Source organism: Paenibacillus agaridevorans (assembly GCF_003112455.1).
In the GTDB taxonomy this organism is placed as follows: Bacteria; Bacillota; Bacilli; order Paenibacillales; family Paenibacillaceae; genus Pristimantibacillus; species Pristimantibacillus agaridevorans.
Genome location: NZ_BDQX01000136.1, coordinates 1 through 23,420, shown reverse-complemented (window position 1 = coordinate 23,420; position 23,420 = coordinate 1). Strand labels below are relative to the sequence as shown.

General features: G+C 46.8%; 21 protein-coding genes and 1 pseudogene. All 22 read left to right on the top strand.

Annotated features, from left to right (window positions below):
* Nucleotide 1: 1 nt before the first annotated feature.
* The 22 genes and pseudogenes from PAT3040_RS13335 to PAT3040_RS13235 all read left to right on the top strand — a co-directional run bounded on the left by PAT3040_RS13335 (nucleotide 2) and on the right by PAT3040_RS13235 (nucleotide 22,462).
* Nucleotides 2-262, top strand: coding sequence for a hypothetical protein (locus PAT3040_RS13335; protein ID WP_108993045.1), 261 nt, complete (start codon nucleotides 2-4; stop codon nucleotides 260-262).
* Nucleotides 259-2,460, top strand: coding sequence for an FtsK/SpoIIIE domain-containing protein (locus PAT3040_RS13330; RefSeq protein WP_108993044.1), 2,202 nt, complete (start codon nucleotides 259-261; stop codon nucleotides 2,458-2,460). The genes PAT3040_RS13335 and PAT3040_RS13330 overlap by 4 nt, the downstream gene beginning before the upstream one ends.
* A gap of 417 nt (nucleotides 2,461-2,877) precedes the next feature.
* Nucleotides 2,878-4,059: a hypothetical protein gene (locus tag PAT3040_RS13325; protein ID WP_108993043.1), complete on the top strand. Its 1,182-nt coding sequence runs from the start codon at nucleotides 2,878-2,880 to the stop codon at nucleotides 4,057-4,059.
* A 169-nt stretch (nucleotides 4,060-4,228) separates the two neighbouring features.
* Nucleotides 4,229-5,146, top strand: a complete 918-nt coding sequence (locus PAT3040_RS13320) for a DUF4062 domain-containing protein (RefSeq protein ID WP_108993042.1) — start codon at nucleotides 4,229-4,231, stop codon at nucleotides 5,144-5,146.
* A 246-nt stretch (nucleotides 5,147-5,392) separates the two neighbouring features.
* On the top strand, nucleotides 5,393-5,584 hold the full coding sequence (locus PAT3040_RS13315; RefSeq protein WP_146200422.1) for a hypothetical protein: 192 nt from the start codon (nucleotides 5,393-5,395) through the stop codon (nucleotides 5,582-5,584).
* Complete coding sequence (locus PAT3040_RS13310; RefSeq protein WP_108993040.1) at nucleotides 5,581-5,997, top strand: MerR family transcriptional regulator; 417 nt, start codon at nucleotides 5,581-5,583, stop codon at nucleotides 5,995-5,997. The genes PAT3040_RS13315 and PAT3040_RS13310 overlap by 4 nt, the downstream gene beginning before the upstream one ends.
* A 2-nt stretch (nucleotides 5,998-5,999) precedes the next feature.
* Complete coding sequence (locus PAT3040_RS13305) at nucleotides 6,000-6,188, top strand: hypothetical protein (protein ID WP_108993039.1); 189 nt, start codon at nucleotides 6,000-6,002, stop codon at nucleotides 6,186-6,188.
* A 64-nt stretch (nucleotides 6,189-6,252) separates the two neighbouring features.
* Nucleotides 6,253-6,984, top strand: coding sequence for an SAF domain-containing protein (locus tag PAT3040_RS13300; RefSeq protein WP_108993038.1), 732 nt, complete (start codon nucleotides 6,253-6,255; stop codon nucleotides 6,982-6,984).
* Nucleotides 6,985-6,998: 14 nt separating this feature from the next.
* The gene (locus tag PAT3040_RS13295) at nucleotides 6,999-8,144 is read left to right on the top strand and encodes a CpaE/TadZ family protein (protein WP_108993037.1); all 1,146 of its coding nucleotides are present in this window, start codon (nucleotides 6,999-7,001) and stop codon (nucleotides 8,142-8,144) included.
* Nucleotides 8,141-9,049: a Flp pilus assembly complex ATPase component TadA gene (locus tag PAT3040_RS13290; protein ID WP_108993036.1), complete on the top strand. Its 909-nt coding sequence runs from the start codon at nucleotides 8,141-8,143 to the stop codon at nucleotides 9,047-9,049. The genes PAT3040_RS13295 and PAT3040_RS13290 overlap by 4 nt, the downstream gene beginning before the upstream one ends.
* Before the next feature lies 1 nt (nucleotide 9,050).
* The gene (locus tag PAT3040_RS13285; RefSeq protein ID WP_181376600.1) at nucleotides 9,051-9,620 is read left to right on the top strand and encodes a P-loop NTPase family protein; all 570 of its coding nucleotides are present in this window, start codon (nucleotides 9,051-9,053) and stop codon (nucleotides 9,618-9,620) included.
* Between the two features lie 12 nt (nucleotides 9,621-9,632).
* Nucleotides 9,633-10,619, top strand: a complete 987-nt coding sequence (locus PAT3040_RS13280; RefSeq protein ID WP_108993034.1) for a hypothetical protein — start codon at nucleotides 9,633-9,635, stop codon at nucleotides 10,617-10,619.
* Between the two features lie 11 nt (nucleotides 10,620-10,630).
* On the top strand, nucleotides 10,631-11,503 hold the full coding sequence (locus tag PAT3040_RS13275) for a hypothetical protein (RefSeq protein ID WP_108993033.1): 873 nt from the start codon (nucleotides 10,631-10,633) through the stop codon (nucleotides 11,501-11,503).
* 54 nt (nucleotides 11,504-11,557) lie between these two features.
* Nucleotides 11,558-11,719, top strand: coding sequence for a hypothetical protein (locus PAT3040_RS36990; RefSeq protein ID WP_181376599.1), 162 nt, complete (start codon nucleotides 11,558-11,560; stop codon nucleotides 11,717-11,719).
* 67 nt (nucleotides 11,720-11,786) lie between these two features.
* Nucleotides 11,787-12,173 (top strand): hypothetical protein, encoded by a 387-nt coding sequence (locus PAT3040_RS13270; RefSeq protein ID WP_108993032.1) that lies wholly within the window; start codon nucleotides 11,787-11,789, stop codon nucleotides 12,171-12,173.
* Entirely contained in the window at nucleotides 12,170-12,652 is a 483-nt protein-coding gene (locus PAT3040_RS13265) for a hypothetical protein (RefSeq protein WP_108993031.1), read from the top strand. Before PAT3040_RS13270 ends, PAT3040_RS13265 begins: the two co-directional genes overlap by 4 nt.
* Before the next feature lie 43 nt (nucleotides 12,653-12,695).
* The gene (locus PAT3040_RS36985; protein ID WP_181376598.1) at nucleotides 12,696-12,884 is read left to right on the top strand and encodes a hypothetical protein; all 189 of its coding nucleotides are present in this window, start codon (nucleotides 12,696-12,698) and stop codon (nucleotides 12,882-12,884) included.
* Nucleotides 12,871-13,197, top strand: a complete 327-nt coding sequence (locus PAT3040_RS13260; protein ID WP_181376597.1) for a type II toxin-antitoxin system PemK/MazF family toxin — start codon at nucleotides 12,871-12,873, stop codon at nucleotides 13,195-13,197. Before PAT3040_RS36985 ends, PAT3040_RS13260 begins: the two co-directional genes overlap by 14 nt.
* A gap of 185 nt (nucleotides 13,198-13,382) precedes the next feature.
* Nucleotides 13,383-14,087, top strand: a pseudogene (locus tag PAT3040_RS13255) (DNA-methyltransferase).
* Between the two features lie 124 nt (nucleotides 14,088-14,211).
* Nucleotides 14,212-14,418 carry a hypothetical protein gene (locus PAT3040_RS13250; protein ID WP_108993029.1) on the top strand — a complete coding sequence of 69 codons (207 nt, stop codon included), beginning with the start codon at nucleotides 14,212-14,214 and terminating at the stop codon, nucleotides 14,416-14,418.
* 97 nt (nucleotides 14,419-14,515) lie between these two features.
* A complete protein-coding gene (locus tag PAT3040_RS13245) occupies nucleotides 14,516-15,841 on the top strand; it encodes an S-layer homology domain-containing protein (protein ID WP_181376596.1) in 1,326 nt (441 codons plus the stop codon).
* Nucleotides 15,842-15,856: 15 nt separating this feature from the next.
* Nucleotides 15,857-22,462, top strand: a complete 6,606-nt coding sequence (locus PAT3040_RS13235; RefSeq protein WP_146200420.1) for a glycoside hydrolase family 78 protein — start codon at nucleotides 15,857-15,859, stop codon at nucleotides 22,460-22,462.
* Nucleotides 22,463-23,420: the final 958 nt, after the last annotated feature.

Genomic DNA, 23,420 nt, shown 5'->3' with positions numbered 1-23,420 from the left:
GATGTGGAGCTTTATACTGATCATTCTGCTCATCTTTTGGGTGCTGCCCAAGTTTTTCGTCAAATTAGTCATACCAAAGTGGGCCTGGAAAGTGCTCGGTGTCTTTTTGGTCATCATGATCATCTATAACGCGGATGCGGCGTTTAAGCTTGTGGTGGGCGAAGCCAAGGCTTGGTTTCCGGTCGTGCAGTCCGGCTTTACGTCGATCATGACGGGGATGCGTGAATTCATTACGACCTTGGGAAGAGGCGGCACGGGATGAGTGATCGCGAAAAGGATGATGCGGAAGAGAAGGATCATCTCCCGAAGAACTACTGGCAATTTGTGACCAGGCTTTGCTTGCTGGGTGCTGGAATCTGCCTTATTTTTCTCGTCATGCCGGATTCACCGCCGATCATGCAGGAGAAGGCAAAAGCATTCTTGCCACGCATTGTGGGGAGCTGGATTGTCTTCTCGGCGCTGCCCTGGTCGCTGCTGAAGCTCTGGCAGCACCGCGCCAGGCTACTGAATGAGTGGGCGAGATGGCGAGCCGCTCGCGGCCAGGCCGTGCAGCCATTGAGCAGTGCCCATCATTATGATCAACCTAGGATACCTGGCGCTGATCAGAACCCCGTGAGCGATGAGCGACATGCGTTCATGGCCGCAGGGCCGAGCGGTGATCAGTTGCTCACCCCACCGCTCACGGTGCTACCGGTTAATCCCAACCCAAAGCCGCGAGCGGCGATGACGATGGAGAGTGCTGGCGGCGTCATCTCGACGGCCCTGCAACTGGCAGAGTTTACGGTGGAGGAAGATGTCAGTGTTCTAAAGGTGGAGGCCGGTCCGGTGTTGCAAATCGTGTCGTTTCAGCTGCCTCCAAAAGTGCAGCTAAGCAAGCTCGCTGCCAAGAAGGATGATATTGCGAATCACCTGGGTCCCCAGCAAGGCTTTGATATTACGGCCGCTAAAGATTTTAAGAGTGCAGCCTCATTTGTCATTCCGCATGATCAAAGTGATCGGGCGTTTGTGTACATGCGGGACATTGCGGCGCAACTGGTCGCCGTTGCTGAGAAGGCGACCCTGCCGATGATCTTTGGACTGGATATTCGCGGGAATCCTCTGTTGTTCGACCTGGTGAAAATGCCGCATCTGCTCGTATGCGGGGCTACGGGATCCGGTAAGTCCGTTTTCGTCAATACGCTGCTCACTTCGATGACCAGCGTCCGCTCACCGGCTCAGCTGCAGCTGCTGCTCATCGATCCCAAACAAGTCGAGTTCGGCATCTACAAAGGATTGCCGCATCTGCTCGCACCGCCGGTCACGGATATGAAAATGGCTGTTCATATGATTGAGAAGGTCATTGTGGAGATGGAACGACGGTATGGGCTCTTTGCCGAAACCGGAACACGTAATTTGGCCAGCTATAACGCCAAGCATCCGGAGCAGCCACTCCCGAGCATTGTCATCGTCATTGATGAGTACGCGGATCTTATGCTAGTCGCCGGTGACGTCATTGAGGATGCTGTGCAGCGTATAACGCAAATGGCCAGGGCAGCGGGCATCCATCTCATCTTAGGAACGCAGCGGCCAAGTGTGAATGTCGTGACCGGCACCATTAAAAGCAATTTACCTTCAAGGGTTACCTTCAAGCTGCCAAGTACGAAGGACTATATGACGGTGTTGGAACGCGGTGCGCCGAAGCTGCTTGGGTTTGGGGATGGTGTTTGTACGGTTCAGGGTGGGGATCTTCAGCGATTCCAAAGCGCAGCGATTAGCGTGGCCGATGGGGAGGACACGGCTTTTATTGAGCAACTGATTGACCATTGGACCCGGTGTGATCTCGGAGCAGCATTGGTCACAACTGAGTGGGGTCAGGAGCCGGTTGATGAGTCTAATTTGAATCGTAAGCCTGTAACGTCAGAGCAGCCTTCTAGATCCATCGAGAGCAGCGAGCCGTCCGAGCGTTGGACTGAGGAACAGCAGGATGAGAATGAAGTGCCATGGGAAGTTGACGATGAAGAGAACTCAGCACCTATGAACAATTTGAAAAAAGAGATTCCCTCTCCACAAGGGCCAGCTCGGGATAAGTACGAACAGGCCTTGCAGATTGTACGCGAGGAAGGCGGCTTTAAGGTATCGACGATTCAAGGAAAGTTGCGAGTTGGATTTGGGGAGGCGGCTTCGCTCGCTGAGCGAATGATGGAAGAGGGGATTGTTGGTCCTTATGATGCGGAGAGTAAGTTGCGACCGCTAATAGAGACGAGTGATTTGTTAAGTCGCGTTCGATTGCACATTTGTCGAAAACGTGTAGTAAGAACACATGAATTACGTGAACATTTTTCTGTTCGTAAAGAAAGAATTTTAGAGTGTCTCCACCAATTGGTAGAGGAAGGAATGCTAAACAGCCCTGAAAGTGCAAGGACTGGCTATACAATTGCATGGACTGAATCACAAATGGATGCTTATATGGAGCTATCTTAATTTTGGTTCCCGTTTTTGGTTCCGGGTTGCTTATAAGCCAAAGAAAGAGCAAAAGTGTTGATTTCATGCGGGTTTTTACACCAAGTACGAGGGAACCAAGAACGTGGGAACCAAAAATGTGTAAAGAAAGATAGCCAAGGCAAGCGAATTAATCGCCAACCCCAATTCTAAAGTTTTTTGCACGTTCAGGCATATCCTCAAGAGCTTCATAGACGTAAAAGCAGACAGCTGTCATTAGAATTGCGAATGCGACTAGGAATATGATCAGTTGTCCAATAGACATCTTCTGATTAGATTTCTTTCTCCGCTTAGTGCTCATAACATCCTCCTTAATGACTAGTTCTTTCGACACTAAAAGAGGTAAATCCTTCTTAAATGTCGAAAGACACATTGGATCTTTAGTGAGGAGACGATGTTGTGATCGATGATCAATTGAACGAATTGGCGCAAATTAACGTCAGAGAAGCGATGAAAAAAGAATTTGAATTAAATGAAAGGATCATTGAAGAGTATAAACATTTAAATAGATATTCAAAAAGATACCTTAAAGAAAGAACGATAAGAGCTATTGTGCGTAATGATTCAATAAGAGGATTCTTGTCATTAGACACTAAGGATCAAATACCGAAAAAGCTCAAAAGAGATTTCACTAGTAGCGACAGCACTTTTAATCATTATGTGAACCAAGTGAAGTCGAGAAGCTATGCTAACACTGTTAAGTGGAGAGCCATAGAGGAATTTTATCGGGACTATACTAAACCTGGTAATACATATTCCAGTAAGAGATATTTATTAGATGAGTCTATCCCAAGGCATTCTAGATTAAAGGGATTTTCTTTTTTAATCGTGGGAGATACAATAGATTTTGTTATTGGTAAATTCGGAACATTCGTGGTATTAGCTCTAGTAGTTGTATTTGTCTATGCCTCCTTTTTCTATGACAGTGAGGTCCACCTAACACAAAGTTCTAATAGTTACGACACTTTTCATGAAGGTGGCGTGTTCGGTGGGAATTCCAGTGAAAAACCAGTCAAAGATATACCCCAAATAAAAGATCAATCGGGACAAGCAGGATTCGGGAATGGTGGTGTAAGCGGTTTTGATTCTTCGAGCTCTGGGGGAGATAGCAGCCTTAGTATTCAAGGAGTTGTTGAAACCGAGACTGGAACTGAAACTGAAGTAATAAAAATTGAGTGGAATTGCCAAGCTAAAAATTGTGTTACTCTAGGGTCAATGAAAGAGGATGTATTTAATGTCATGGGAGAACAAAAGAAAGAGCGAAAGTCATCAAATGGTGATGCTCACTGGTGGCATTATGGGGATGATGAGGCTTCATTTATTCAGTTTAATTCGCAAGATAAAGTTATTGGCTGGAAAAACGTCGACAATACACTGAAAGTATCATTAGGAATTAAAGATTATATTGCTAAACCTTTCAAGGTTGGTTCTAATAAAGAATTAGTAATAAAGGCAATGGGTACTCCTGATGAAATTTATAATGAAAATTATTGGAGATATGGCGCCTCTGAGGTATTTTTTTTGAGTAATGGTGAGGTTTCCTCTTTTATTAATAAGGATGAAAATCTATTAGTAGAATAGTGTAGTAAATGACAACAAAACACTGATTTTAGCGATAACAGCCCTAGAGAAAACTCTGGCTGTTATCAATAGAAATTATTATGTTTCAAAAAAACAGATATACATCTCGAATGTACTAAGGGTACTATGAAAATAGTTGAAATGAATCCTCAAAAGGACTGATATACATATGAGTTTTCAAGCAGAGGTATTGAACGTTTTTATTGCTTCCCCATCAGATGTAGCAGTAGAAAGAGATGAAGTTGAGCAAGCAGTTTACCAATGGAACCGTCGTTATTCTGAAAACCTTAACATTATACTGCTCCCTAAACGATGGGAAAAGGATACTTTTCCTGCTCATCACGGCGAAGATCCCCAACAAATTATTAATGAACAGCTTATTAATAATTGCGACATCCTAGTCGGTATTTTTTGGACTAAAATGGGTACCCCAACACTAAAGCACAAATCAGGAACATTAGAGGAAATACAAATCTTTATTGATCAAAACAAAGATGTAATGGTGTACTTTGTTCAAAAGGATGTTCCGAGAGATAACAAGAATTACGAGGACATGGCCAGAGTAGATGAATTCAAAGAGAAATATGGAAATTCAGGTCTTTACTCTGACTATGACAAAGATAAAGTTATCAATCATCTCTACCAAGTTGTGCTAAAACGAGTAAAACAAGAAAAAAACGTGCACGATAGTAATGTGACTAAACCTAGTACAACGGCAGTCTTTAATGAATCTAGATTAGAAAAACTCATCAGGACAAAAGTACTTTTCGATGAAGAGATTTTGCTATTAGCATACAGTAGAGAAACTGGCCATAGGGATTTTGTGGGATTTAATGATCCAGAGGGAATGTACACAAAGTTGAAAAAGTGGTCAAAATTATCTCCTAGCCAAGTAACTAGTATTGCTAAGAAATATAAGAGAGCAATAGATAATTTAGTTGAACGTGAATTGTTATTTAAAGATTCTGATTATCCGTATAAAACTATAAAAAACCATAAGTTACACTTAGATACACTGGATGATTTACGATCACTTTCTCCTGTAACTATTGATGTAATTAATGATATTATGAAGAATTACAAATGATATAGTTTTAATCCCAATAATGTCTGGGCAAGTAGGGAATCCAGCTCAAGGTTGGGAGACTGAACCTTAATTATTTTTCCCTGTAAAAACGGGTTTTTACTTTACTGATACTCAAATAAATATCATACTTTTATCATACGATTCCGTTGTCAAAAAGCTTTATTCTTGTAACATAGCCAATTCGAGAGGGTCATCCACATGGGTGGCCCTTTTGCATGGACAAATTTTCAGAAAGGAGATGAGGGCGTGGGGAAATTGACATGTAGAGTCGGTAACTACCGATTCGAGAAAAACGAGGGCTCCAATATCGTCAACATTTTTAACGAACTCTCAGGCCAAAACGTGGATTGCTTTACCCAATATGAGCTCAACGATCAGAAGCAGTTTGAGCAGTCATGTAACCAGCAGCATGCCAACTACGCGCAAGATTGGTCATGAGCAAGTTAGCACCGAGAGAACTCGCAGCCGAATTGGAAATGCCGGAGAGTACCTTGCGCCGCTGGTGCAAGGTGCTCGAGGAGGCTGGATACTTTTTTGAAAGGGAGCAAAATCGGCGCGTGTTTGGCCAGCAGGATGCGCTCATCCTTCAAGCCGTTAAACAGCAGATGGCGATGCCTGGAGTCACGCTGGAGGAGGCCTGTTTGTCGGCAATCCAAAAGCGTGCTGCTCCGGAACAGCGGGACAAGCTGGCGGATGAGAAGGCGGACCACTCCGATCTGGCGTATTTCGAGCAGCTGCTCAACGGATTGAAGGATCGTATCTACTGGTCAGGCTCGGACGTAGCTGTTCGAGAGCTTCAGACAGCCTTTCATGCATGGCGGTTAGATTACAAAAACAAATTGGAGGGATAGACATGTCTCAAAACAAAATACCCAAATACACAGAAGAAGAAATCGTAGAATGGTTGAAACAAAATGGGAAGTCGACTAATCGCGAAGATCGAGCAAATTATTTCCGCTGGTGTGACCACTGCGGCGCCTATGTCCATGTCGACGACTATAGTGGTGCCAATGACATTTGCGATGATTGCGATCCTCTTTAAACGTAAGATCACAGAATTATAAAGTGGCAGGCCGCCAAGTCGGCATGCCGGAAGGAGAGAGACGATGAATACCTGGAAGAAAATCAACCGCATCGTGCTCTATGTAGCGCTCATGATCGCGACGCTGGCGGTGCTGTATATGCTTGACGCACGATGGTCAACAGAGTGGGACACCACGGAAGTCGTAACTGCTGCCCGTCAAATCATGCCGCATGAGCAAATTCAGGATGCTGACCTGGCAGTCATCGTGATGAAGGACGAACTGGTCATTCCTGGCGCTTTAACCCCTGATCAGATACCGGCGCTCATTGGTCAGGAGGCGCTGCAACTGATCGAGACCGGTGATCAACTGACGCTGAATCGGGTAGATAAGCAATCGCTGCTGAAATCGCCGGATATGAGCATCATTGAAATTCCAGACAAGTGGATCCTGTCGGTGCCAGGAAGCTTAAGGCGTTTGGATACCATCTCCCTCTATGCCGTCCATACGGCAAGTGAAGCGGAGATGCGCAATGTCAATCCGGAAACCGGAACGACGGATCCGGATCTGGAGCCAGCACAGCTGCCAGAATCAGCTCGTAAAGTCATGGAGGACGTGCTTGTCGCTTACTACAAAGATACGGGCGTCAATGAAGTGCGAAGTGCGGTTTCGGAGGGAACAAACCCCAATATCCGTGACACCGCGACAGTCCGCGGGCGTAGGCTGGAGCTTCAGTTAAACGATCAGCAGTTGAAAGTGCTATCGTCGCTTGTTGACCACGGTTATCAATTTATCGTCGGCTATGGAGGCGAATAGGGGGAGGGCCAGCTATGAATATCGGTTTTATTGGGCGCGATGATCAATTGCGTGAGCAGTTGCAGGCGCTCCAAGGCGTGAAGGCGGTCTATGCCTTGCAAGCGGATCAGCGCGAAGAGTATACCAACCTGATTGACCTGAGCGAACTGCTCATCATCTCCGATCGCGAGGTGCCCTCTTATGAGCTGGAGGCATGGGTAAAGCCATACGCGGGGAAGAAGCTCGTTTACCTGGCAAGCTATCAAGCCGACGCGGCAGCCTATGGGGACGTGGAGCTCATCGGAAGGCGAGCAGGCGTGGACGTACTGCCGCCAAAGCGAACGGCGGACCAAATCGCGCTAGAGATTGGGAGACGGTATCTGCTACACACGATCACGGAACAGGGTGGAAAGATTCTGACCATGGTAGGAACGCTCGGAGGATCTGGCGTCACCGCCACGGCGTTAAAATTGGCGGAGCAGCTCGCGCTCACGAGCCGACAAGTAAAGGTCGGCGTGATCGGTTTTAACTGCTGCACGCCGGGCGATGCATTTATGGTGTACAAAGGAAGCTACTTAAACGAGCTGCATACCCAGGTCGACATCTTATCGGCAGGAGAGCTGATTCGGCATATGCATCAGCATGAATCGGGATTCTGGTACTTAGCAGGCAACGCGGACCTGACGAAAAAGTATCGGTATCCGACAGCAGCCGCGCAACATATCCTCGCCTGCGCTAAACAGGCGTTCGATGTGGTCGTTGTCGATGCAGGATCCTCCGTAGACAATAATCTCTGTCTGCAGGCCGTCATGATGGCGGATATGCGCATTGTACTCACCACAAGCCAGCCTTCGGCTCTGGCACAATGGCAGCGGCAGCGAGACGTGCTGCAGCTGATCGCGCCGGATTTATCATACATGATGTTGCTTAATCATGGCCGCCGTGCCGGAGAGGCAAAGGAAGTGGCTGATGGCATGCGGCTCCCGTCGATTGGTTGGTTGCCGCATGTTGAGGGAGCCTGGCAATGCGAGGGGGAGCGTAGGCTGCTCGCGACATCCGACTCCGCAAAGTATGCGCAGCAGCTGAAGCAATTCGTGGCTTTGATTCAGCAACGTTTTGAGCTCACAGCAGATGAACCGGCGAAGTGGAAGGGCTGGTTCCGAAAGGCGGTACGTGTATGAAAACAGCAACGAAATGGATGGAATCGGATTTTCAGGTAGCCACGCTTAAGCAGGAACCCAGCCAGGTATCGAAACAGCTGGTCCTTGTAGGGGGGAAACGGGAGACGAAACGTTCACTCTCATTCCAAGAGGCATGCGATAAGGTTAAGGTGCATTTTCGTGAGCAGAATGAACAGCGCACGGAGGTGGACATGAAAAAATGGCAGCAGATACAGCACGATGCGGTGCTAGGCGCACCGGCTGCCGTACAGCTCTTCCAAGATGAAATTGATGCCTTTGTGCGGCGACAACGGCTTGATGTGGAGGCGCCAGCGCCGTATACGTCGCTCGTGGAAGGGCTGTTTCAGGAGACATTCGGTCTTGGTGTCATCTCCTGCTGGTGGAAGCATCCGAAGTTTGCCTCGTCGCAATCCGCTCGCATTATTGGACGGAATGTATACTTTGATATTCCAGGGGAGCGAGCGCTACAGCCATTTGGCTACAAATCCATTCGACATGTCGAGGAAATTATTGTGGAGAAGTTGCGGCTGAAGGACGAATTTGCAAACATCAGCAAATACAATCCCAAGCTGGAGATTGACATGGCGGATGGATCACGGGTCATGATTATGATTTCGCCACGAGTCCGGCAGCCGGTCATTGTCTTCCGGAACTATACGATGCCGCACCCGACACTGGAGCAATTGACGCGAAACGGCACGATGCCGGAGGAAATGGTGCCCATTGTCGATGTCCTGGCTAGAGCGATGACCAACGTGGCTGTACTTGGAAAGGTGCGAAGCGGAAAGTCGACGCTGCTCAAAGCGTTATTTGGGATCCGCTACCGCGAGAATCAGGTGGCGGTAAATATTGAACGTATGCATGCGGAGCTGCGGAGAACTCATTCCGGAGGGACAAATTATTGAGATGATTGCTCGGACCGATGCCGATTACGAAGAAATCTTTGATCAGGTACTTCGGTCGGACTATCATTTCTGCGTGGTGTCGGAGCTGCGGAGTTTGGAGGCAGAAATCTATTTGCTATCCTCCGAACGCGGTGAGGGCGGATCGATGACGACCTATCATACGGACCAGGTGCGGAACATGCCAGGCCAAATCGCCAGGCTCATCCTGCAGCGCTATCCATCACGCAGCTATGAGGAGGAACTCATACGGGTTGCTGAGAATCTGGATATCGTCTTTGTGATGCGGGAGCTGCCTGGTGGGGCTAAGCGGCTGGATAAAATCTGTGAGATCCGATTGGATCCTATGACCTTGGAGGTCAGTGTCCACGATTTGGCACGGTGGGAAACGGAAGCCGGTGAATGGCGCTATCAGAACTCGCTCAGTCAGCGGACCTTAGAGAAGCTGCGGCGCACCGCTCCAGATTATGTGGATGTCCTCCTCAAATCGCTGCAAAAGCTCGCATCCATCAAGCCGATGACCGGCGACCATGTCGAGGTGGCCTTGTCCCATATGGGGTCATCCAAAGAATAGGGGAGGAGAGACATGTTAAACGTAACGCCGGAGACGGCCGTAAAGATCATCCTCATCTTGCTATACGCATTCGGCGCTTATCAGCTTACTGGTGTCGTATTCGCACCGCTTCTACGGCGCTGGCGGTCACAAGGATACTTGGGGGCTACGCCCAAGGCAAGCCTTACGGATGAGTATGCGAGCCGGTTCACGCACCTGGAGCTGCTGCTCCGCGCAACGAGCCATCCCACGAAGTTCACACGGACAAGCGTCGCTCAATTTTTGACTTTAAGCGGCAGCTTGTTTTTTTTGGCCTACTTTGTCTTGCTCGTAGGGAGCCACGGTCAACTTCCAGGTGGGCAGCTCGGTGACTGGTGGAATCCGAATGCGCTCCTGATGGGGATCTTGACGGCTGCTATCCCCTACGCCTTAAAACAAATTCAGCTGCAGATGATCCGGAACGCGAATAGCTATGCCCTGATTGATGCAACAGAGCTGCTGCTGATGAAATACCGGACGCCAGGCTATGAGGCGAATCTCTATCATGTCCTATCGGAGTTGACCACGGAAATTGAGGGACCGATGAAACGGACGTTTTTCAGTATGGTGACACTCCTACAGGTCGAGGGACGTACCGCGATGCCGGAAGCAGCGGAATTGTTTGTTTATCAGATTAAAAATACGTGGTCTAGGCAGTTAGGCATTTTGCTCATCAAGGCCGCACTCGAAAATCGCAATATCGAACGGGCGCTGGTCAAGCTGCACGAGGATATGACGGAAGGGAAACAGATTGTCGAAGGGGAGAAGACGGAGTATATGGAGTCGATTATTATGGGCTTCTTTCCTCTAGTCATTGTCCCAAGCATTCTCTTCTTTATGAATGATCTGTTTGATGGATCGGTGTCCAAGATGCTTTGGACTAATCCGGCTGTATTCCAGGGACTGGTCCTTTGTATTTTCTTTATTTTTGTGGGACTCGCAACATCGCTGGTCTTATCAAAACCTAAAATTGAAGTCTAGGAGGAGAAACGGTGGCTATCCTACTTATTAAAATGCTGCTATACAGTATGGCTGCAACGGGCATGCTGCTTCTCGCTCGCGAGCTGCACTACGTCCGCCGCCGTAGCCCGCCGCCGTTGATGCGGCAAGCGGAGGCTTGGTTTACTTCATCCAGGCCTGCCATGGAGAGGTGGTATAAGGATCCGAAGTGGGAAGGAGTCGCAGCAGAGGCTGGCCTGAGCAGCTTGACGGCCTGGTCTTTTAAGCTCGTACGCGATGTGGTCTTTATCCTGCTCACGCTCATCGTTCATGTTGTCTTTCTGATGACTAAGGAGTACCCATTGGCGGTCATGATCATCCTGGCCGTCCTATATGTGCTACTGCTCACGGGGCGATCCTTTATGCCCGCCAATCTTTTGCTGGGTGCTGTAGGTAAGGAGCGTAGGCAGCAGAAAAACGATGAAGTCGTGCTGCTATTTATGCTCTTTACCAATGACTGTTACACGGAGACCGCAGATCATTACCAAAGCGTCATGGCCAAACTGAAGGAGTACCGGCGTTACTTAAAGGCGCTCCGGAAAGATATTGATCAGCTTATCTTTGATCTGCCGCTAGATGGACCGTCTGCCTTTACGGCTTTTGGTGCTCGCATCGGCTCCAAAGAAGCCAAGATGCTGGCGCTGATCATGGCCAAGATAAACGAAAGTAATCCGGATACGGCATCAGATCTGCTTGAGCAACATTACGAGTCCTTCCTGGACTACCGCCGTCAGCGGCGCAAGCGGAAGCTTCGATCCAATGGCTACATTGGGTTTACCGTCGTCTTCCTGGCTATTATTGCGGTGATCTTCTTTATCAGCACGTTAGCCGGTGCTTATCAAGATACGTTAATGAATGTACTTTAAATGCGAAAAAGCAAACTAAACAAGTCCGAACAAGGACTAAAGGAGCCAATTCACATGGGAAAAGCAATTGCAGTCGTACTTCTAATCGCAGCAACACTGGTACTGATCAGCCTGACCGTATTCTCCGATCAAGGTGCATTCGGCGATGCCAAGACGCAGCGTGATCGTGCCAGCCAAATCTCCGATACCATTACCGTTCCGACAGCGTTGCCTTAAAGGAATAAAGGTTGTTCGTGAAGGGAGGGAGCCGGTGCATCCTGGAGGGATGTACCGGCAATAAGGGATGAAAAGTGTCATTGCTTTACTGATTCTCTCGCCGATCCTGTTCTATGTTTGGTTTCAACCGAGCATTAATCGAACGATTCAATACCGAGACCAGGTGCTGCAGAAGCAGGCATATGAGATGGCCCACCTCGCTGCGCTGGAGGGCCGGCTGACACCACAAATACGAGAGGCTATTCTTGCCAAATTAGAGTCGGTTTACTTTAACCGGCAAAAAGTCATCATCTCCGGCCCTACAACGGCCGTCGAACGTGGAGAAGTGCTCACGGTCACGCTCCGTTATCCGCAAGGCCGGACTGAAATCTTTGATTTATTTGGCCGCTCAAGCAGCCGCGATTATTATTACAGTATTCCGATCATGTCCGAGTACGTGGAAGGTCAGCTATGAAGTGGGTCATCACGATCATTTTGCTGATGCCGATCTGGCTGTATTATGACGCCTGGAGTCATGATGAGTATCTGCAGAGTAAACTAAAGGTAGAACTCAAGGATGGGCTGAAGGTGGCCACGCATGATGCTGCCCTTCAGGTGGATCCGGAAGCACTCGAGGAGGGGCGAGTGGTCTTTCTGCAGGAGACTGCCGAGCAAGCTTTTCTTGCCTCCATTCAGCGTAGCTATAAGCTGGATACGATGCTTCAGCCTTTGCCGGAGAGTATCTGGCAGTCCTCATTCAGAGTCGTGCATTTTGAACGCGTCGAGGACGGTGAATTCCCGATGTACTATAATAGCGGGCCGCCCTATTATTATGGGGATACGCTGAATGGCCCATCTATCGTGACGATTGTTCAGGTCAAGCATCCGCGTTTCTATGGCATCTCACGCGATTTTAATTATACGGTTGGAAGCAGCCATGAATACATGTTCTGATCGGTTACATTTGGTATAATGGGGGAAAGGGAGGCGAAGGTGTATGGATAATCGTGTTAATGAGGTATTGAAACAGGTGGAGAATCTCCTGCAGGGACTACAGCCGGAAGAGCGGCAGCGCGTTCTTGCTCAATTGCTTCAACGGCAGGGCTATGCGCCTGGCGCTTTCGCGGTCGGCAAGAATTACGATTTTTGGTTTACTGGAGAGGACGATGTGTATGACCGGCTATAAGCAGGGGGAGGTTCTGCTGGCCAACGTGTTTGCCTCCGGACTCGGAGAGATGAAAAAACGTCCCGTCGTTGTCGTCGGGAATGAAATGGTAGTCGATATTGACGTTCTGATCGCGCCTGTCACAAGCAGCGGAGCCAGGACGTCTTTTGATGTAGAGATACAACACTGGGAAGCCGCTGGACTGGCCAAGCCTTCCGTGGCCAGAACGAGCAAGCTGCATGCCATTCCGTTGAATAGCATTATTCGCAGCCTGGGACAATTACATGATTCGGATCTTCGCGCAGTCCTGGCCAAGTGCAAGGAACTTTTCTAATAACGAACTGCTGACTGTCGTTATAGCTGATAATCGAAAAAAGGCCGCCTCCGGAAAAGGAAACGGCCTGTTTCTAAGGTAAACATATAAGCCAAGCATGGTTTGAGTCGTGTTCGCAGCACGGCTCTTTTTTATTATAGCGTTTCGATTACCTATCCGTAAATCCTACTATTTCATAAATCATCATGTTACTCATCTATGGGAGGGAATCTATGCTGTATCATGCATGCTGTATAGCTGGATCAAAAGAACACATTCCAGATGGATCGGCCGATCTTATCATTGCGGATCCGCCCTATAATTTGAAGTTTGGCGGGACAACTCAGACCAAGACAAAGCAGCCGCGATTTGATATCATCGCAAACGATCATCTACGCCCTAAAGAATATCAAACCTTCAGCATGCAATGGATCTACCAGGCTTACCGCATACTGAAGCCAGGTCGCCACATTTATGTGTGTATTGACTGGCGGATGTATCCGGATATGGCGCTCTGGATGAGGCAGGCAGGATTTATTATTTAAAACTGCATCGTTTGGGATAAGGCGCAGATGGGCCTAGGCTGGCAATATCGCTATCGCCATGAATTCATTATTTTTGCAGTCAAAGGGGAGAGGAAGAACAGAAGAATATCGACGAGGAGTCAGAGTGATATTATCCGGATCCCCCGCATCCATGGCAATAAGACGGAGCACCCAACAGAAAAGCCGATTGCGCTCATGCAGGAGCTGATCCGAAACAGCAGTGAGGAAGGGGAATTAGTTGTGGATTTATTTGCCGGTAGCGGCGTAGTTCCAGCAGCTGCTGAAGAGGAGAGGCGACAGTGGACGGCTTTTGAGATTGATCAAAAATGGTATGATCATACCAAGCAACGGCTAGGCCTCCTATAACAACTTGATAAAACAACGGAGTCTCCCTTAGGAGGGGGATTTTTTTTATGTCCAAAATTAGATGTTGACATTTGTATATACAAAAGTTAAATTGTCAGTATAAACTAATTTGGAGGATTATGGGATGCCGAAAAAGATGGGGAGACCGACTGAAAAGCCGAAAACAAGCAATTTGTTGGTGCGTGTGGATGATGAGACCCTAAGCCAGTTGGAGGTAAGTCTAGCAATCTTAAAGGCTGAACAACCCAAAATGAAACAAGCTGAAGTGGTACGCCTGGCTATTCGTCATCTCTATGAAAAACTAACGAATGGTATTGGGACAAAGAATTAATGGACCCTTTGAGAAATCATACTTTTATCATACTTTTTCATTGCCAGAAAACATTACGATGATATCGTGACCAAACTATAGAATGGAGATGCTTGCTATGAGACATCGATTTGTGAAAGTAATAATGGCTTTTATGTTGTTTAGCAGTCTGACTACGATCTATGCACACGCAGAGCCGGTAAATTTTAAGGATACCGGAAAGCATTGGGCTAAGGCTCAGATTGATGAAGCCGTACAAAAGGGATATGTGAATGGTTTCCCCGATGGTTCGTTTAAGCCGGACCAGCCGGTTACACGAGCTCAATTTGTAAAAATGATTGTAACCGCGCTTGGATTGGACTTTGCGCCGGAAGGCAGTGTTTGGTATGAGACATATGTTGAATCAGCAAAGAATGCCGGTATCTATCAATCCCAGGACTTTGACGCAAAGAAGATGAACGAGAATATCGTCAGACAGCATATGGCTTGGCTGGCTGTACGAGCTGCTGATGACACTTTGCATACGGTTGAATCATCCGGTATCACAAAAGAAGCCGAGATTAATCGCTGGCCACTTACAGCAACGAACAACAAGATAACGCGGTCGGATGCTTTTATGAGAAAGTATTATGAGGGCTTTTTAGTCCATCAAGCTTTTGGTCGTGGCATTTTGAATGGATTTGGTGGTAATGTTATCGACCTAGACCGGACAACGACCAGGGCTCAAGCGGTAACTGTCATTGAACGCATTCTGAGTCTTAGGGAAGGGAAGAAGCTTGTTTCGGACAAATATGCAACTGCTGAAGCAGAATTGCTTTGGTTGAAGACGAATGCCTTTACAATGGCACCCCATATCTTTGATGATCCTAAAGGTGTCAGCATGCGGATTGGCTATAAACTTGAGAATTTGGTCTTCCAGAATGCGACCCTTCATTCCGAAGTGAAACGGATTATTCTAATCGACCTGGATGATGCGAAGGATCCTTACCGCAAACTACTCCCTGAAACAAATTTGCTTGGTTTTAGAGATGGGAATTTTGGGAAAATGCCCTCTGATGCTTATGCGATGTACATTGAATACGAGACATTTACGAATAAGAATCCTAAGCAATATGTGGGTGAAGTTACTTTGAGAACTCAGAGCTATAAACAACCTTCCCCATTTCCATTTGATAAACTTGTTCAACCGAGTGTACTCATTACAAAAGAAAAGGGATTCGAACATGTTAGCTCATTCGGACCATCTAAAGGTGCGAATGGAGTTGGATCCGGTGTAATGGTATGGGCAATACCTAATTCTGGTTATAGTCTCAATGAGAACATCGGCAGTGATAAAAACAAACCAGATAGAATAATCAGCTTTACTTTCTACACAAGCGGTTATTACGGAGATCCTGTTACAAATACGATTTTTTATGGTACAACAACTCATTACAGCAAATAAAAGCGAGGTTAGACGATGAAAAAATGGAGTGCTCTTTTATTTTTAGTTGCCTTTTTACTAAGCTGGAATGGAGCAGAAGTGAACGCAGCAACAGTCACTGTTAACTCTGTTTATGCGACACATGCGAATGATCATTCCACTGGTGGTTATGTATATAGCGATCAATCATCAAAAAAAGTGTCGATTAACATTGCATCTAATCCAGGATTCATTATTAAAAATCTATTCTGGGAAAAAGAAGACGGAACTTTATTACGAAGTGCGCCTGGTGCATGGAGTGGCAAAGAAAGCTATGTTGGCGAAGATACACTTAGCGGAACACCTGTTATGGTAAAGACCCTAGATAGCCAAACATGGGGAGGGATCTATTATTGGGATCGTTCCGGCGGTAGTAATTTATGGCGAGCTACAGCAAATAATATTAGATACGAGAATAGTTCGACTTGTCCTTCTGCTCCTGCAGATAGCTGGGGGTATAAAGCGTACCCTAACTGTACAGATGACCTACTGTCCTTAAAGTTAACAAAAAATGGTTCGTATCATGTGAATGGAAACTTGGCTCTTGCTTCATTGCCTGACAAAGTTGTAGCTGTTGAAACTATTAAACCAGTAGATATTATGACAGATCATGATATGCGCGTTGCAAACTCGGTTCATGGTGGACAAGGATATGCTGATCCTTCTACGCAATATCTTGGGAGATTTGAGGTAGAGTCTAAAAATAGTATCAGAGTTTTCTACCAGCAAAACTTCGGGAGTAACTCGCTGGAGAAAGGCTACTATAAGGATTGGGCAAATCCTGGAGCCCGACAGATGTGGTGGTATGCAGCATTCACATTCCGCCTCGAGGCGACGACCTATCAGTACAAGGATAAGCGCCTGGTTGTAGAGTGGCAGTCCAAAGAAAATGAAGTCACTCAGTTAAATGTACGGCACATGGTACGTAAAGGGCCGACAGGGAATTTTGCGAAGGCTGCTGAATCGGTAACGCCACTCGCGGAGCCACTGCCGCACACTCGGACAGTCAGTGCAGATGCAAGTTATGGTAAAGTCGTAGGGCGTAATGTCGCGTACAATCAATATAGCAATACCGTTCAAACGGGAAACTCGGTCACGGTCAACTTGAGCAGTGCTCAAAAGTCGGCTTACGTGACCTTTTTTTATGAAGTCAGCCCGCCTGCCTTTACTGGCGACTTCGACATTATTCCGGATACGATTAACTATAGGGAATCCTTCGCGCTGAAGCCGAAGGATTTTGTTATGAATGGATGTACGTTTCAGTCGCATCGCTACAAGATTGAGCGGAACGGCACGTTCACGACTTCGCCGGTGGCTGGCCAGAACACGACGACATCGTACAGCTACAGTAATTATCCTTGGATTATTGGTGTAGGCTCTCATACAGTCAGCATCAACATCAAGACGAGCTGTGGTGAGAGCGGCTGGATCAATCACAAGACGCTAACAGTAAACGATATGGCAGGAAATCGACCACCACAGTTCCGAATTGGCTTTGTTCACCCACAGGCTCAAACCATACCTCTCTATGAAGTGGTGGAAGGCACGATCCTGAATCTGATTTACATTCAAGATCCATCTGTGCCAACGCCTATCGATCCTGACGGCGACTCGCTTCATTTTATGGGGTTCGATACTGAAAACGGCAACCAATTCATTCAGTCTTTGCCTCAGCGCTATAGCGAATATACCAATGGATATCATAGTGTTGTTATGGACACTCTTGGTTACCATCACGTGACTGCGCAAATGAGGGATGAGTGGGGCCTAGCATCAACGGCATCAACCTACATTAAAGTTGTCCCAAAAAACCCTATTGCAATCGCGCTGTGTCCGCCAGTTGTAAAGTCGGGGCGTACAATAGTTGGCTCACTCTTTGATGCGAGCAGAAGCTATAGTCCACTAGGAAGAACTATCGATCATGCGAAAAATGAATGGACGAACAAAAAGACGATCTACACGAACACGACAAACCTAAATATTATTGAGACAGTACAGCTTCATGTCTATGATAGTGTGGGCCTTAAGTCTTTAGATCCTGGGGTCTGCCAAATAATCGTTGAGCCGGACCAGCCTCCTGTTGCAAAGCTTGAAGTGCCAAGTTTAGCAATTCGAAATCAAGACATTGATATTTACAACCGCTCCTTCAGTCCTGATAACGATAAAATAGTGAGTGCCGAGTACAGGTACAAGTATGATGCCGCTAACGATGGATTCGAAAATGACAACTGGAAAACCATTAACGCCAGCTCAAAACTCAGCTTTACATTTAAACCGAGCAAAGTCGGAAAGTATCTCTTCTATACCAAGGTAACTGAGGATTATGGTCAGACAGATGATACGCTCGATGAGACAGAGGAGCTGCTGATGTTAGATGTCATAAATGATGCTCCAACCATTTCGTTTGATCTTGAGGGACAAAATAATCAGCCCGAACTAGACCCGCATGAATTTATTCTTCCTGCGGATATCTTGAAAGATTGGAAGCTCTATGATATCAATAGCAACACTCTGGGATTTGGTAAGTCGGTAAAATGGTTTATGGACGGGGATGTACTTTCAGGGGGAACAGGAAAATTGCCAGAAAACCTAGCATACCGATCCATGTATCGATCCAATATCAATAACAACTATTCCTGGTCGTGGCCATTCCAAAACTTGGGTTTTGGCAAAAATAACCTAAGTCCGTACCGTGCTATGACATCAATGGAATCAGCAAAAATGCAGCCGCTGCTAGTTGAGAAGAGCGGAAAACTGCAAGCGATGCAGTTCGGCGGACAAGTCAATCCGCAAATGAAAGTATATTCAAACGAGTCTCATTTCTATTTCACCGAGCCCTCCCGAGAATCGGGAGACAGCTTCTACTTCCACTTAGGCATGCGGTTCTATGCAGCTAACAAAAGTAAAATTGGGCGGTATAAAGGTACATCTCACGCAACGAACGGCTATGATTTGAATTATATTCATGAATGGTTGGATGGTAGTCCCTATGACTTTGAACTGGGGCCGCATAATATAATGACAGCCGGTCCTACACCGACCTTTGATGCATACGTGTATAAAGATTCCAAAAAGATATTATCGGAAGCAACTTATCTTGGGAAAAAGAACTTCACACAATCCAATATTCGCAATTATGTCGTGACGGACAAAACGGTTTATCAAATCGTCAATTGGGATTGTGGAGGCAGTTGCAGTTATTATTGGTATAACGGCGACCGAATCTATGATTACGGCACTTATGTGGATATACGGGCGTATGACGCATTTACCGGAGAGTTTATATCCAGTACGCTGGACAATCAGATTTTGACCAGATCAGCATCACCTTATTTGACGATCGGGGATCATCTTATTGTTGTTTCTTATGATTCCAACACTAATGTGCTCTATGAATTGAACAGAGATGGAGAAATCGTTCGTCAGAGTCCATATTTTGGACGTGCACCCTATACTGAGCAGAAGCCCTATACGAACTATAACCGAACCTGTACTGTCGGATTGTCAGAACCGACAGCGGATTTGGATGGTTGGTACTTTATGGAACCTACGTACTGCCGCGACCCAGACGGGTTTACCTATCCGAAGGAAATCCATATCATCAAGGTCAGTCAGAAGGATTTATCTGTGGTCTGGCGCACCAAGCTAGCTGGTAACTATTCCAATATGGAAGGTAGTTACTCTCATGAAGTAGGTGATCCAGCGGACGGTTATTCCAATATAGTCGTCAATCCGTTTGCTAATGAGCTGCTGGTGAATTCGTTTAATCCAAACGGATTTGGCATGGACGTCTATTACCAATGCATCAATACCAGAACGGGGGCAATCAGCACCTGGAACGCGGTAACTAACGGATATTTTGGTTCTGCAAGCACCGGGTTTGAGATCGGCTGGAACGGCGCTTACAATAAACTGGCAGCCGACTTTACGCGATATTCTAATCTATGGACGGCCGAGGGTTGGAAGACGCTTTATTCCTCAAGTCGGACCGCTAGCGTGCGGGATACTGCAGGTGCTGTGCGCTATTCGTTCCAAAGCTCAGCGATCCTTTGGGTGAATTTTATGTATATTGGGACGCTAGAAGTCGGAAAATTCGGTATGTATGTGGGAGACGGGATGTATATGAGCTTCTCGAACACTACCAATGCGAATTATAGTGATTTTGCTCCGGTCTTGCATGTAGGGACGCCGACAACTGATCCATTAGTATACGATGCGTTCTCACTTGGACAGTTTGTATCGGACAACAAACTCCCGGACGCAGAACTGATTTACACGATGACTATGCATCAGCCTGCAGTTAATGATGATCTGGCAGGCATGTCGTTCCGGATGAGTAATCCATTAAACCGTTATGCGGTAGAAAACGATGGAACGACGGTGTATCTGTCAAAATACGTTAATGGGGTACGAACCATTATTGATCAAAAACCTTTTATAACACAGAAAGGGATCGAGTACAATTTCAAGGTTCAGTTTATCGGAGAAAATATCAAAGTTCATATTAACAAAGTTCCTTATTTCGATGTAAAGGACAATCAATTTGACGATGGATATTTCGGAATGTTTTCAGACAAGGGATTAGTTGATTTCGCAAAAATTGGATTTTTGCTGAAACAGCAAGATACATGGAGCACTCAATATGCAATATGGGAAGAGGATAATGCGGCAGCTGCAATCCGGACGGATAATGTATTGTTTGAAGATCCAGAGGATGATTCAATCGCTGAGCTCGGTTGGTCTCTATTCCACACAGTAAGATTTATAAATAATCAAGGCTTGTCTAACTTGCATAATAAGTCAATCGAAGACGGTTATCTTCTCCTGGACAAGGTAGGGGATTACAAGATTGCACTTAAAGGGCGTGACGATCCACATCTTGATTACTTGATGCCTGACTTGACGTTTGACGCCTATAGGAAGGACTCTAATGAGTTTGTTCGTAACATTACGGTCCATCGCCGGCCTATAGCTGACTTTGATGTCGTGCAGGGCGAATCGGACGGTTTAATTCTTTGGACCGATCGCAGCCATGATCCGGATCGTTACGAATCCGCGACTCATTATTCTGACGAGGACACTGGCATTGATTATAGAGCGACCAAAGGTATCCTAGAGAAACGCTTCTATTACATTACACCTGCCGGTGAATACGTAGCAGAGAAGATCGTCTCGCCACAGGAAGTCGGACAATACGAGATTGGCCTGGCTGTAAAAGATGAGTATGGGGCTTGGAGCACCTGGGCAGTCCGTACATTGGATGTCGGTAAGGTCGCCGTTCCGAATACGCCGCCAACACCAGGATTCACGAAATCCCATACGACGACATATCGCGGTGTGACTGTAACGATTAATTCTACCGCAAGCGATGCAGAGGATGGCGGCCGCGAAAACTTAGCTCACACCTACTACGTCCGAAACAAGACGGCAAACGGTGGGGAAACCATTCGCAGTAATTCAAGGACGAGCTGGACCACAACATTTAACCAGTTGGGGACGTACAAGATCAGGCAGTTTGTCGAGGACTCAGCCGGTGCAAATGCGCAGAACGAGCAGGAGATCAATGTCATTAACCGTAAGCCAGTAGCCAATCTAACGGTGCCTGCGAGTACGAATCAAAACAGTCCGACGAAAATGACGGTCTTGCGACCCGAATTCAGATGGACCTATTCCGATGCGGATAACGATAGGCAGCAAAGATACCAGGTACAAATCTATCGCTATGGCGGTATCCTGCTTCATGACTCCGACGCCATAGATGGCGCAGAGGTCACTTGGACGCCAAGCATAGATCTGCCGGAAAAGACCAACATGTATGTTCAGGTTCGCGCCCATGACGGATATGAATGGGGAAATTGGAGTACGGTCAGGTACTTCTATATTGAGACGAATCAGCCGCCGACAGCAGACTTCACATGGTTGCCTAATCCAGTCTATGAGGGAGACACCGTTACCTTCCGCTCCATCGTGTCGGATCCGGATCGAGACACATTAAGTATTAAGTATGAGCTGACGGATCCAAGAGGAATCATGACGACATACAACTACAGCCTGCAGCCGACGGGTGCGACTTACCCGAATACAGGACCGAGCTTGCGTATGCTGCAGGTGGGCAACTGGCACATGCGCATGACGGTTAATGATGGCAAAGCACCGGCGGTTGCGGTGAATAAAACCGTACTCGTTCAAGAACTGAGTATCACGGGACAGGTTACGCATACAGAAGATTGGGAGAAGCATCGTTTAGCCTGGAATGAAAAGAACCCTGGACAAGAACGTTCGGTATCGACATTCTGGGCAGGGGAGCGTTTCGTGTTAAGTGCTCAAACGACGAATACCGGTACGAGCACTACGCGAGCAACAAGAGTCGATGTTTCCGTTGTCGGCATTGGAAACACACAGCTTGGATCTACGAATACGCTACATTGGTCCGGTCACATTGGGAACCAAAATGCGGACAAGCCGATTGAGAAGCTGAGCAATGGCTATTACGAGTTTGTCTTCCGAGTGACGTATAGCAACGGCATCCAAAAGTCGACCACGGTTCGCATTACGATTGCTGGCCATTGGACGGATTACTTTAAATTGCATCAAGGCTGGTAATGAGGAGATGGCCATGCTGATAGGATGATACCCCCAGCATGGTCATTTTTTAGAAGGAGGGATTTTTATTGGATAAATTTGCAAGTCGAATAGATGAGCTCAATTCGAGGGGAGTATGCCAAGTTATTGCTGCTCAGTGATCAGCTGTCCCAGGAAGAGAAAGATAAGCAATTTAGTACGCTAATGACGGAAATGGAGAGGAAGTACCATATACAAGCTCTGCGTAATGAAACTTTTAATCAAGAAAATCCAGATGTGATGCGAATTTATTTGGAGCTGTCACAGGCTAGGGCGACTATATAAATCCATATTAGAGGAGTGTGGCCATACATGGAGCTAAGGGCTCTCCTGCAGCATCGTCCGAAAGAGTTTGAAGGATATTTCACTCGTCAAGAAATCCGGTTTGCCTATCTGGACCGGCAGTAGTTGGATCGGGAATGAACGTTTTTTGGATATGTGCATCATGCTGACCAAATCGAGAGCTCGTCATTTTAGGTGTCAAGTTCTTCCGGTAGAAGTGCCGGTCGCCTTACGGTACTGTGTCGCTGGACCAGGCTCCTATAAATATACGGCGCTTTATGACCGCACTGAGCAAATGATCAAACAACGTATATCTGACAATCAGTTCTATGCCTATGAGTTTTATACAACGGACGGATCAATGTTTCCACATCAGAATTGAGAGTCCTCGCAATAAAAAATGAAATAAATAAAGGAGACGATTTCATTGGGAGCACGGAGAATATTGCATTATCCAGGTAGTGAATGGAGTATGGCTAAATAGATTATTAGCCACATGCCTCCACATACAACGTACCTGGCTACGCCCATTCGATTTATGATGAGCGGTTGAAAAACTGGAAACGAGGTACAAAAGAAGTGAGGGCTGAGGCAGGCCATAGCAGAATTGAAGTTCTTTGGATAAATCAGGTGGCAGAGAAATACGGCGGGGAGCAAA